General features: G+C 53.1%; 8 protein-coding genes. 7 read left to right on the top strand and 1 reads right to left on the bottom strand.

Annotation, left to right across the window (positions count from 1 at the left end):
* Window positions 1–47: 47 nt before the first annotated feature.
* The 6 genes from ACZ5EH_RS05375 (at window position 48) to ACZ5EH_RS05350 (ending at window position 10,990) form a co-directional block, all read left to right on the top strand.
* Window positions 48–2,210: a site-2 protease family protein gene (locus ACZ5EH_RS05375; protein WP_464277107.1), complete on the top strand. Its 2,163-nt coding sequence runs from the start codon at window positions 48–50 to the stop codon at window positions 2,208–2,210.
* Between the two features lie 91 nt (window positions 2,211–2,301).
* Window positions 2,302–2,877, top strand: a complete 576-nt coding sequence (locus tag ACZ5EH_RS05370; RefSeq protein WP_464277106.1) for a SurA N-terminal domain-containing protein — start codon at window positions 2,302–2,304, stop codon at window positions 2,875–2,877.
* On the top strand, window positions 2,874–3,443 hold the full coding sequence (locus tag ACZ5EH_RS05365; RefSeq protein WP_464277105.1) for a hypothetical protein: 570 nt from the start codon (window positions 2,874–2,876) through the stop codon (window positions 3,441–3,443). Before ACZ5EH_RS05370 ends, ACZ5EH_RS05365 begins: the two co-directional genes overlap by 4 nt.
* A gap of 86 nt (window positions 3,444–3,529) precedes the next feature.
* Window positions 3,530–4,126 carry a hypothetical protein gene (locus ACZ5EH_RS05360; RefSeq protein WP_464277104.1) on the top strand — a complete coding sequence of 199 codons (597 nt, stop codon included), beginning with the start codon at window positions 3,530–3,532 and terminating at the stop codon, window positions 4,124–4,126.
* Window positions 4,127–4,496: 370 nt separating this feature from the next.
* Window positions 4,497–9,902: a transporter substrate-binding domain-containing protein gene (locus ACZ5EH_RS05355; RefSeq protein ID WP_464277103.1), complete on the top strand. Its 5,406-nt coding sequence runs from the start codon at window positions 4,497–4,499 to the stop codon at window positions 9,900–9,902.
* A complete protein-coding gene (locus ACZ5EH_RS05350) occupies window positions 9,899–10,990 on the top strand; it encodes an HD-GYP domain-containing protein (RefSeq protein WP_464277102.1) in 1,092 nt (363 codons plus the stop codon). Before ACZ5EH_RS05355 ends, ACZ5EH_RS05350 begins: the two co-directional genes overlap by 4 nt.
* 17 nt (window positions 10,991–11,007) lie before the next feature.
* Here the strand turns inward: ACZ5EH_RS05350 and ACZ5EH_RS05345 are convergent, their stop codons facing one another.
* Entirely contained in the window at window positions 11,008–11,460 is a 453-nt protein-coding gene (locus tag ACZ5EH_RS05345) for a YbhB/YbcL family Raf kinase inhibitor-like protein (RefSeq protein WP_464277101.1), read from the bottom strand.
* 251 nt (window positions 11,461–11,711) lie between these two features.
* On the opposite strand from ACZ5EH_RS05345, the gene ACZ5EH_RS05340 reads away from it, so the two are divergent.
* A complete protein-coding gene (locus ACZ5EH_RS05340) occupies window positions 11,712–12,494 on the top strand; it encodes a substrate-binding periplasmic protein (protein WP_464277100.1) in 783 nt (260 codons plus the stop codon).
* Window positions 12,495–12,497 lie beyond the last annotated feature (3 nt).

The raw sequence follows: 12,497 nt of genomic DNA, 5'->3' as shown, positions 1-12,497 counted from the left end.
TGCCGGGCTGGCTCTGGATATGGAGTGATGGCCGCCGGACCGTACTGATGAGCACGCAATCCTACACCATAAACGTCCAAAAGGGCGACGCAATCGACCCGGCGCACATTCCGCTGCCTGTGCTCAGGGGCGATCTGTCCATTTTCCCAGGGCCACCGTCCCTGGATGGCTCCCCCACGTTCACTATCTATGATCCGCTGTCTCGCACCTATGACCAGATAGATTGGGCCGGTGCGGAGATACTGTACCGTCTTCGCAAACCCAAGACCATTGCCAAGCTTTTGCAGGAGATAGAGCAGGACACGACGCTGCGCGCCACCCCTGATGAAATCATCGCCTTTTGCAAAAACGCCCAAGAGCGTGGCCTGACCATGGATCGCCTGACGCGGCCGGTGGATAGCCTGCTGGAAGAGCGATCAAAGCGAAAAATCCATCCGTTGAAATGGCTGCTGCACAATTACCTGTATTTTCGAGTGCCGCTCATTCGCCCCGATGCCTTTCTGGACAAGACGCTCTGGATTGTGAAGGGGTTGGCCAACAGGGGCGTGATGTTTTTGTACGCGTTCCTCCTGGTGTGGGGTCTGACAAAGGTGATTTCCGAGCCGGATGCTTTTTTCGGAACGTTTTCCTACTTTTTTAATTGGCAGGGAATGGCGCTTTTTGGTTTGGCTATTGTCGGCACCAAGATAATACACGAATTCAGCCATGCCTATGTGGCCAAATCCTACGGCTGTCGCGTGCCCGTCATGGGCGTGGCATTCATGGTTCTTTGGCCTGTTGCCTATAGTGACGTTACAGACGCCTGGCGATTGCAGTCGCGCAAGAGACGCCTTGCCATATCTGGGGCGGGCGTCATGGCGGAACTGGCCATGGCCGGCCTTTCCCTGTTTATGTGGGGGGTGGCGCCGGAAGGCATTTTCAAAAGCATCTGCTTTGTTATCTGTTCCTCGTCTCTTATCTCCACATTGCTTATTAACGTGAATCCGGGCATGCGCTATGACGGATACTATCTGCTCATGGATATCCTGGGCGTCGACAATCTGCAGTTTAGGGCCTTTGCCGTGACCAGATGGTTCTACCGTAGGCTTTTCCTTGGAATCAGAAAGCCGTGCCCAGAACCGGAAGCCTCGAAAAAACGCCTGGCGCTCATGATCTTTTACTCGATTTACGCCTGGCTCTACAGAATCACCCTGTATATCGCCATCGCCGTGCTCGTGTATTACAAATTCACGAAAGCCCTCGGCATAGTGCTTTTCGTGATCGAAGTCTGGTTCTTTATCAGCAGACCCTTTTACCTGGAGGCCAAAGCCATCTACAGACAACGTGGAAGCATTCACTTCAATTTGAACCTGCTGCTCACGTTGTGCGGCCTGTCGCTGTTGCTGCTATGGTTGGCGTTGCCGCTGCCCCGCAGGTTCAGCCTGCCCGCCGTTCTGGTGCCCAGGGCCAGCCAATCGGTGTATGTTCCTCATTCCGGCCAGGTGGTTGCCGTCAATACAACGCGTGGTGCGCCTGTAGAAAGGGGCAAAACTCTGCTTGTCCTCGATTCGATCGAGTTGCGGAACGAGAAACGGATAACGGAATTGGAACTGGAGAAGCTCAAGGCAAAGCAGGAACTGTACGCCGTTTCCACTGACGAAAAAGCGTTCATCGCCCAGGTTGCAGAAGAGCAAAGCGCTGTAGAAGCGCAGCTTTCCAGCCTGGAGAAACAGATCGATCAGATGCGTCTGGTTGCCGAGATCGATGGCAGTAGTTACATTTGGGATCAGACTGTAGTACAAGGGCGCTATCTGGCCAAAAACGACATGCTGGGCAAAGTGGGACAAGTGTCCCAGATGGAGCTTTTTGCTTTTGTGTCGGAGGATGACGTTGCCCAGGTCCAGGTTGGCGACAAAGGGATGTTCATGGCCAAGGCAGACCCGCACCCCATTGGGGTGACAGTGCTCAAGGTCAATCCGGTGCGTAGCGAGACCATCAACTATCTTTCGTTGACGTCTCTTGCCAAAGGGGTTTTGCCGGTTACGGAAAGCCAGGGCAAGATGTACATGCTGGAAAGTCGCTATCAGGTGGAGCTGCTTCTGGATGACGTTCCCCAGGGGTACAAGCTGGGGCAAACGGGCAAGGTCTGGCTGGAGTCTGGCCCCAGGTCCCGGGTGATGATGTTTTTACGCTATGTGTACAGCGTGATTTTGCGTGAAATCAGCTTTTAACCTGGCGGGACGCACCTGCTGGAAAGAATGAAAATACACGAGCGCCGCCAGACCCAAATGGTTGCGCTCAAGGACAGGGTGGTTGAAAACCATGCGTAAGTTCTTGCTGCTCGTGATGGTGTGTTGTGCCCTTGCTGCCTGCTCGGAGGCGGACAAGCCCGAGGGAGAAGTCATTGCAAGGATCAATGACTATGAACTGACCCTTGACGAGTTCAATAAACGGCTTGCAGAAGAGGCGCGGTATTACGATCACCTGAACATGGACAGAAGCGTACGAGCATCTTACCTGGACCAGGCGATTCGTAAGGAGTTGCTGATTCAGGAAGCCGTGAAGCGCAAACTCGACCGCAAGGAAAAGTTCATGCGCTCCATTGAACGATTCTGGGAGAACACATTGATCCGGGATGTGCTGGAACAGGAGAGCGAAGAGCTGTCAAAGGCGGTTTACGTCAGCGAGGAGGAGTTGGAAGAAGCCTATGACCGGATCAAGGAGCGTGACCCCAAGGCTCCGCCCTTCGAGGAAATGAAGGATAAGATAAAAGAGAGAATTTATGATGAAAAGGTCACCAGTGCGATAGATCATTGGATCGAAACTTTGCGCAAAGAAGCGACAATAGAGCTCAACAAGGAATTGCTGGACGCTCCTGAAGGAGGTGCTCAAAAATGAGACCCAAAAGAAAAATCCTCTACATCAAGAAAGACTTTCAGTTCAAATTCATCCTGAAATTCTGCGCCGTTGTCATTATAGGCTCCATCATCTCCACGTTGATATTGTACTATACCTCTCAGGATACCATTACCTCGACGTTCAACAACTCCAGGCTGGCTTTGCGCACCACTTCGCAGGTCATTCTGCCGGCTGTGCTCTATACCAACCTGTTCACGCTGATAATGGTCGGTGTGGCCTCCACCTTTGTCACGCTGTACATTTCGCATAAGATCGCCGGCCCCTTGTACAGGCTGGAGGAGGACCTCAAGATGGTTTCATCCGGAGATCTTACCAAGAATTTCCGCTTGCGGGATAAAGACCAGTTGAGTGATTTGGCGGGGTCTTTGAACGCATTTATCAAATCACTCGACGGCAAGGTTGGCGGTGTGCAAGGCAAAATTGACGAAATGCTTGAGAATGCTCCTGCCGATTGTGACAAGGAGCAATACGTACAAGCCCTGGAGAGTTTGCGCGGCTATATTGATGCAGAGTTCAAAACTTCGCGGGGCAAAGAATCCAGGTAACAACGGGGGCGGCTAAGGTGGCAGACACAAACGTGGAAAAAAGCTCCTGGCGGAGCACTCAGCAGGGACTATCGTCCCGAAGTGATTTGAAGCGACAACGAGGCCGTTTACTCTGTGTCGGCCTCACCACGCTTGTTGTGGCTTGCTGCATCCTGTTTGCAGGAGCAGTCCCCGGATTTGCTGCAAGCGCCCAACCCAGTGCGTGGTATAACTTCGCCTCGGTGCACAGCATTGTCAACTATCAGGACAAAGCTGACCTTGAGATACTGGATAACAAGGTAAAGCTCGACCCCGTCATGATGAAAAGCATTGAACTCATGGGCGGGGGGAGTTTGGAAGCAGGGCAGAGCCAGCTTGGTAAAAAACTCGACTTCATCTTCGAACGAGTCCAGGCGCTTTTGGACATGCGTATCAATATGGGCAAGGTCTCTATCTATGTTTACAAAGACCATGTTCAGATCGACTTCAAATACAAAAAATTGCGACCGGGCGCCAAGAACATACCGAGATCATGGTATGTATTTGAGCAGCGTTCCGTCTATATCAACCTCGAGGATATTACGGCCAATATCCTTGCCCACGAAATCGCCCACCACGTCATAGACAATTACTACCTCGTACGGCCCGACGCAGCCAGCGCCGAAATTCTTGCCGTGTTCGTAGAAAAGAACTTCTTCGAATAATTCTCCGTTGCAGCAGAATGTCGGTTGCTTTGCCGGCAGGTTCGCATTGTCTGCAAGGCCCAGATCACGCGCTATATGGGGCAACACAGTAGAAAAGCAACCTTGAGTGCTTTGTATCTTGTTGTATTCATATACACACGTAAAAACAGTGTGTTGTAATGAAAAAGTCATGAACAAAAAGCAAAAATGCTGGCGTATGGTAGTTTTTTGATTGGATTAGGTGCATGTATAGGGTTGTCGTAGGCAACTCAATTGTACGCAGAGTGGCGCACGTTTTTTGAAGCAGTAGAACCTTATTCAATACAGGGTGATGCAGGCTATGCATATGTTACGCAAGATGAGAGCTCCAGCTTATGTATTGATACTCCTGGTGTATCTATTGTCGGCGCCCCACCTTGTATTGGCAGCGGAAGATTCCTTTCAAAAAAAGTTAACGCCTCAAGAGCGGGAATGGGTCAGAGAGCACCCGCTGCTCAGTGTCGGCGTGATGGATGCCTGGCCCCCGCTGGACTTCAGAGGGCCGAATGGCGACCCCGTCGGCGTTGGTGTGGATGTGATTGAGCTGCTTGCCAAACGAGTTGGCTTTCAGGTGTATATCACGGCGGGCCCCTTTACGGAAAATATGGCGGTCGTTCGCATGGGCAAACTGGATGCGCTCATGGACATTTCCCCCAAGCCGGAGCGCGAGGCCTATTTCAATTTTACGCCCCCCTATCTGGTGATTCCCCATGTCATCGTTGGCAGAAAGGGCGGCCCTTACTATGGGAACGAAGCGGCGTTGCGCGGTACAACCCTGGCCATCGAAAAAGGGTTCATCAACGTTAAGTATTTTGAAGAGCAGGCTCTCGACATCACCGTAAAGGAATATGCGAGCACCGCAGATTGCCTGGCTGCGGTTTCCAAGGGCGAAGCTGACGCCTACGCAGGCAACCGCTCTGTTGCAACATATGTCATAGCGCAGCAATTGTTCACCAACCTTGAGGTCATGGGCACGCTCGAGAAGACAGGCTCGCAGTTGGCCATTGGCGTTCGCAAGGATTGGCCGGAGCTCGCTGCCATTCTGGATAAGGCCCTCGCAACGGTGACGCCCCCTGAAATGCAGCAAATTCTGCGTCGCTGGACAGGTGAATCCGCTGGTATTGCGCAGGGGCGGTTGAGTCAGGAAGAAATTACCTGGCTGCTGAAAAATCCGGTTGTAAAAGTTGCGGCGACCAAGAACTGGCCCCCTTTTGAATACCTTGATTCCAAAGGAAGCTATGAAGGGATCGCCGCGGATGTGTTCCGGATGGTGGCCAAACGGCTGGGTCTGCAGGTTGAATATGAAGTGGATGAATGGCCTGTATTGCAAGAGAAACTGGAGAAGGGCGAGTTGGACGTATGCCCCGGCATGAGCCCGACAAGGCAAAGAGAAGAACATTACCTTTTTACAAAAAGCTATTTGTCTTCACTGATTGGCATCTGGGTGGGGAGCGCAACAAAGGATGTAAAAAGCGCAGATGATCTGGCAGGCAAAATCGTGGCCGTGGAAAAAGGATTTTTCATGGCTGATATTCTGTCGGAAAACTACCCCCAGGTTGAGCAACTGCTGGTGGATTCCCCCTTGGATGCGTTGAAGGCCGTTAGTTCCGGAAGGGCGGCAGCCTACCTCGGCACCCATGCCGCTGCCGCCTATCTGATCGACCGTTATATGATTCAGGGTATACAACTGGCCGGCTACATGGATGAAAAGCCGATGGAGCTGGCCATGGGGGTGCGTAAAAGCGCCCCACTTTTACGTGATATTCTGCAAAAGGGCTTGGATACGCTCACCGAGCAGGAAGTGCAGCATATCCAGGAACTCTACATAGGAAGAGATGCAGATTTTAATGCAGAGGTGGTGCTGAGCGACGAGGAAAAGAACTGGCTGCAAGAGCACCATGATTTGCGCCTGGGTGTTGATCCCGCATGGCTGCCTTTCGAGGCGCTGAACGACAAAGGGGAGTATCTGGGGGTTGTCTCCGAGTACGTGAAGAAGGTGAGCCAGGAGCTGGGACTTTCCATGGAACCGCTGCAAGGGCTGGCATGGAGCGAGGTGATAGAAAAGGCAAAAGCAGGGAAAGTGGATGTGATCCCGGGCATGACGCCTTCTCCGGCGCGAGAAGAATACATGAACTTTACGCGCCCTTATATGAGTATGCCAATGATTCTGGTGACAAAGGAGGATGCTCCTTTTGTGGCGGGACTGGACCAGATGGTGGGGCGTCGGATCGCAGTTGTTGCGGGGTATATGAGCCAGGAATTTCTGGAAAATGATTACCCTGTCATTGATATTCACACCTATGAAACCCTTGCCGATTGTCTGGAAGCCGTGGTGGAAGGCCGCGTGGACGCCGCCTTCGATAATCTTGCCTCTGTTACCTACACCATCAGGACCCAGAATCTCGATGGCCTCAAAGTCGCAGCTACAACACCCTATAATTTTGAACTGGCCATGGCCGTACGCAAGGACTGGCCCGGGCTGGTGAGTCTCCTGGACCGGGTCTTGGCGACAATACCAAAACAGGTGCGGCAGTCTTACTATGACCGCTGGGTCAACGTGCGCGTGCAGTCAAAAATCGACTGGGGAGCTGTCTGGCGCATGGGCCTTCTGGTGGCGGCATTGGCGCTGATCATACTTGGTGTGATTCTGCGGTGGAATCGAAAGCTGGCGGCAGAGATCAAGGAGCGCAAACAGGTCGAAGAGGTTGTAAAAAGAATTCGAGAGGAGTTGCAGCTGATTTTTGATAATGCCCAGGTGGGCATCGCCCTTCTCTCTCACGGTCGTGTGCTGGAGCGTTGCAACGCCCGGCTGGCTGCAATTCTGGGGTATGCATCTCCCAAGGAAGTTGTGGGCATGGACCTGTCAGAACTGCATATCAGCGAGGAAAACTTCCAGTCTTTTGGTCGGGATTACTATCCTCGAATAGAGCTTGGCGAGCATGTGCAGTTGGAAATGCGGCTGCGTCGCAGGGACGGCACAGCGGTATGGTGCTCGCTTTCAGGTAAGGCCATGGACACCGAAATGCCCCCCGATCTGACGCGGGGGGTGATCTGGGTGGTGGATGACATTTCTTCGCGTAAAAAGGCGGAGCAGGCAGTGCAGGATCAGCTCATGTTCCAGGCTGCGCTCATCGATACTATTCCTAATCCCATATTCATAAAGGATACGGACGCAACGTTTCTGGGTTGCAACAGGGCATACGAGGAAGCCTTTGGCATTGAAAGGGAATATCTGGCCGGCAAGACGGTGGAGGACCTTGAATACCTGCCGGAAGAAGACCGCAAGGCTTACCACGCAGAGGACACCAGACTGCTGACGGAAGGCGGCTTTCAGCGTCACGAATTTCCCATACTGTTTGCCGATGGCAAGATGCACCACGTGCTCTATTGGGTGGCGACATTCGATTTCAGCGACGGTCGCCGGGGAGGCATGCTGGGCGTTATCGTGGATATTTCTGAGCTGGAGGAAGCCAAGAAAAAGGCGGAGGAGGCCACCCGTGCGAAGTCGGATTTTCTGGCCAGAATGAGCCATGAGATCCGCACGCCCATGAACGCCATCATCGGTATGAGCCACCTGGTTTTGCAGACCGAGTTGACGGCGCGACAGCATGATTATGTCTCCAAGATACAATTTTCCGCAAACAATCTGCTCGGCATAATCAATGATATTCTTGACTTCTCCAAGATAGAGGCCGGTAAACTGGATCTGGAGGTCATTCGATTCCAGCTCGATGAAGTACTGGACGCACTGGCCAATGTCGTTTCCCTGAAAGCAGAGGAAAAAGGGCTGGAAGTGCTTTTCAACCTTCCTGCGGAAGTCCCGCTGCTGCTCAAGGGGGACCCGCTCAGGCTCGGACAGGTGCTTACCAATCTGGCAGGGAACGCAATCAAGTTTACCGAATCGGGCGAGATTCTGGTTGCAGTTGCGGTGGCGCAATTGGAAGAAAAGGAGGTTGCGCTCACCTTCACTGTCAAGGATACAGGCATTGGCATGAACGAGGAGCAGATGTCGCGTCTGTTCCAGTCCTTTTCCCAGGCGGATGGTTCGACGACGCGCAAATACGGTGGCACGGGCCTGGGCCTGGCGATCTCCAAGCGTCTCGTTGAGATGATGGGGGGAAGCATCCGCGTGGAAAGCCAGCCCGGCGAGGGCAGCTCCTTCATTTTTACTGCGCGTTTCGAACTGGCGGAAAAACCACAGCCGGAACGCTATGTTCCTGCGATAGACCTGCGCAACCTCAAGGCGCTGGTAGTGGATGACAGTGTCACCGCGCGTACCATCCTTGCAGAAGCACTGCGCAGCATGACATTCCGCGTTACCACTGCAAGCGCCGGCCCTGAGGCCATAGATATTCTGCTCGAAGCATCAGAAATGGGTGATCCGTTCAAGCTCGTGATACTTGATTGGAAAATGCCGGGCATGGATGGCATAGAAACGGCCAAACGCATGGCTGCCGAAGAAAAGCTGCGGCAAATGCCAAAGGTCCTCATGGTCACTGCTTTTGGGCGGGATGAGGTCATACGCCAGGCCGAGGACGCGGGTATGCAGGCCTTTTTGGTAAAACCAGTGAATCAGTCGGTGCTTTTCGACACCATCATGGAGCTTTTCGGCAAAACCGAGGACATCAAAGGGCGCAAGAAAAGCAACCTGCTCAAAGGCCCTGCGGAACTTTCCAAAATCAAGGGGGCGCGCGTCCTGTTGGCCGAAGACAACGAAATCAATCAGCAGATTGCTGTCGAACTGCTGGAGCAGGCCGGTATGGTGGTCTCGGTGGCCAATGACGGGCAGGAAGCCTTGGAGGCAGTACAGTCAGGGGATTATGATCTGGTTTTTATGGATATTCAGATGCCGCACATGGACGGCCTGACCGCCACGCAGGAAATACGTAAACTGCCCCCCGAAAAAGGAGGGCGGGTACCTGTGGTGGCGATGACCGCTCATGCCATGGCTGGTGACAAGGAAAAAAGTCTGGCGGCCGGCATGATGGGGCACGTAACCAAGCCCATTGATCCCAACGAATTGTATGATGCTCTGGTGCAATGGATTGAGCCGGGAGAGCGCGAGCTTCCAGAGGGCTATGTCTCTGCAACCGAGAAGCATTTCAAAGAGCTGGAAAAGGATACCCTGCCCTTGGAAGGTGTTCCTGGCATTTCCATTCGCAGCGGCCTGGCCAGGGCCTCGGGAAATCGCGATCTTTACAGGAAGTTGCTGCAACAGTTCGGTGATAAATACGTCGGCCTGCCTGATGCCATACGCACTGCACGCAAAGATGCGCAATCCGAAGACGCGACCAGGCTGGCCCACTCGCTAAAAGGGGTTGCCGCCAATCTGGGCATGGATGCGCTTGCAGCAAGCGCGGCTGAACTCGAGCGAGGGCTCAAAGGCGATTTGGAAGACGTGGAGCCCCTTGTGAGGGCCATGGCCACAGATTTGTCCGTGGTTCTGGACTCCCTTGCAACATTGGAACTGCAGCAGGACAAGGAACAAGGCGGATCACGTACAATGACGCAAGCCGATATCACGGCTGCGCTTTCATTATTGGAAGATATAACCGGGAAGTTGGACAGTGACCTGGGAGAGGCCATGGACGCTGTGCAAAAGCTGCACGACCTTGCGGGCGAGCACCAGACGTTCGCTTCAGACGTGCGGCGATTGCAACAGGCCATGGATGATTTTGATACGGAAGAAGCCCGCGCCGCAGCTCTGTCCCTGGAAGAGCAGTTCAAAGGAGCGCAGGATACAGGAGATGTCGCATGAAAAAAAACAAGGTTCTCATCGTCGACGATACCACAGAGAACATCCAGGTTCTCATGGAAACATTGAAGGACGTATACGCCATCGTTGCCGCCAAGAACGGTGAAAAGGCGCTGCAGCTTGCGCAGACGTCACCAACGCCCGATATTATTCTCCTGGATATCATGATGCCCGGCATGGACGGTTACGAAGTGTGCGAGAAGCTCAAGGCGGATGTGCGCACCAAGGACATCCCCGTCATATTTATCACCGCCCTGGCTGAGGAAGAGGATGAGGCAAAAGGGCTTGGGCTGGGCGCTGTGGATTATATTACCAAACCTTTCCGCCCTGGCCTTGTAAAGGCGCGGGTGCATAATCAAATCGAGTTGAAGCGCCACCGGGATCAACTTGAGGAGCTCGTGCAGGAGCGAACTCAGGAATTGGCCCTGACCAAGGAGGTGACCATCGAAAGCCTGGCCACCCTGGCGGAATGCCGTGACCCAGAGACTGGGGGGCATATCAAACGGACGCAGAATTACGTTCGTCTGTTGGGCGAACACTTGCAAAGTCATCCGCGCTTTGCACCGCAACTTGATGCAAAGATCGTTGACTTGCTGTATCTTTCCGCACCTTTACATGATGTTGGCAAAGTTGGTGTGCCGGACGCGATACTCCTTAAGCCAGGCAAGCTGACAGCGGAAGAGTTCGAGGAAATGAAGCACCATGCTGTATATGGTCGCGACAGCCTGGCCAAGGCCGAGGAAAAGCTTGGCGGCAACTCGTTCCTTCGGCTGGCCAGGGAAATCGCGTATGGCCATCACGAGAAATGGGACGGTTCAGGATATCCGCAAGGACTCAAAGGGGACGACATCCCGGTTGCGGCGCGTCTTATGGCTGTTGCGGATGTTTATGATGCGCTCATCAGCCGGCGTGTCTACAAACCGCCCTTCCCGCATTCCAAGGCAGTGGGCATCATCGCAGAAGGTAAGGGCACGCATTTCGACCCCGACCTTGTGGAGGCTTTTTTGGAGTTGCAGGAGGCGTTCAGGCAAACGGCGCTGCAATACGCGGATTATGACGAAGAGCGCGACGCCCTTTCCCAGAAAGCCTGAACAGCCGTAAGGGCTCGTTATTTCTTGTATGTGCCCATTATTTCGGCTGTATCCAGAATATGCCCCTGCATGGCGGCCTCCAGTTCTCTTTTGCCGGCGGATCTGGGGATATCGAGTACGGTATCAAGCGCATAGAGCTTGAAAAAGTACCGGTGGGTGCCCGAAGGAGGGCAAGGGCCGCCGTAGTCGTTGCGCCCCCATGAATTCTTTGCGGCCTGTATGCCTGGCGGCATATTGCTGCCGGCGCCTTCTGGCAGAGAAGAGATGCCCGGGGGAATGTTGTAAAGCAGCCAGTGATCCCACGTGCGTCCTGGTGCGTCGGGATCGTCCATAATGAGGGCAAAACTAGCAGTTGCTTGTGGCGCAGCGCCCCAATGCAAAGCTGGCGAAAGGTCCTCCCCCTTACAAGAATATTTTTTTGGAATTGGCGAGCCGGTTTTAAAAGCCGGCGAGTCAAGTGTCATTGCCATGGCTACGCCTCCTGGAAAAGGTGTGATTGCAAAGGCCTGTAGGCCACAGAAAAAGGTGGCAATAACGATTGTAGCCAAAGACCGGATTCCGGGGTGCATGGTTTGCTCCTTTGCAGTACAGCCGTTTTAGTTTTTAAGGCCGATAAAATAATAGCATGCAGTTGTATTTAGGGTAAAGGTTTAGGGTATGAAAGAAGGGAGAAAAATAGAGTAGAAATATATTTTTAAAAAATAGGTGGTAATTGAACGTCATGCAAAATATATTCAAGAAGCAACTGATTGCAGTGGTAGTGTTCGCTCTATTTGTACTGTTGCCGGTGCATGTTGCGTGGGCTGCGGCCACATGCCCTGAAAAAGTGCTTTTTGTGGATGAACCCTACCCCCCATATATCCTGGGGGAAGTTGGGAGCATGGCTGAGGAGGGGATTACAATCGATTTTTTACGAGAACTCTTCAGTCGTATGAAAATTGATGTGAACGTGCAGTTGATGCCTTGGGCGCGGGCACTCAAGACGCTTGAGTATGGAAAGGCGGACGGGGTCGCACTGCTCATTCCGTCTGAGGAACGTGGTGAATACCTTGCTTTTACGGACAAGGTTCTCGTCAATCAGGAGGTTATCTGCTACCTGCCCCAGCGCCATGCAGATTTCTCATGGCAGAACTACGAGTCCTTGGAGCCGTATACCATAGGGCTGGTGAGAGGCTATGTGTACGGCGCAGACTTTATGAAAGCCAGCGAGCTCCTTGAATACAAGATTGTATACTCATCGAGCTCTGAAAAGAGCCTGGAGCTACTCTTGGCGGGGCGTGTAGACTTGATAGTGGAAGATGAAACTACCTTTAAGGGGCTAGTGGAAAAGCATCCTGAATGGAAAGCTTTGATCGCCTGTTCTGCAAAACCGGTATCCACCTATGACTGGTGCATGGGGATATCTCGCAAATCGCCGCTTGTTGCTTGCATGGACGCAATAAACGCTACCTTGGCCGCCATGCGCGCAGACGGCACTCTCGATGCCTTGTTTGCTGACCGCTAGTAT

This window comes from Desulfovibrio biadhensis (assembly GCF_055388615.1).
Note: the sequence above shows the minus strand (reverse complement) of the source record. Positions and strands in the feature narration are given on the sequence as shown.

Coding starts and splice junctions, on each gene's coding strand:
- ACZ5EH_RS05345 (WP_464277101.1), bottom strand. CDS start 11,460: ATGGCAATGACACTTGACTCGCCGGCTTTTAAAACCGGCTCGCCAATT.
- ACZ5EH_RS05370 (WP_464277106.1), top strand. CDS start 2,302: ATGCGTAAGTTCTTGCTGCTCGTGATGGTGTGTTGTGCCCTTGCTGCC.
- ACZ5EH_RS05350 (WP_464277102.1), top strand. CDS start 9,899: ATGAAAAAAAACAAGGTTCTCATCGTCGACGATACCACAGAGAACATC.
- ACZ5EH_RS05375 (WP_464277107.1), top strand. CDS start 48: ATGAGCACGCAATCCTACACCATAAACGTCCAAAAGGGCGACGCAATC.
- ACZ5EH_RS05340 (WP_464277100.1), top strand. CDS start 11,712: ATGCAAAATATATTCAAGAAGCAACTGATTGCAGTGGTAGTGTTCGCT.
- ACZ5EH_RS05365 (WP_464277105.1), top strand. CDS start 2,874: ATGAGACCCAAAAGAAAAATCCTCTACATCAAGAAAGACTTTCAGTTC.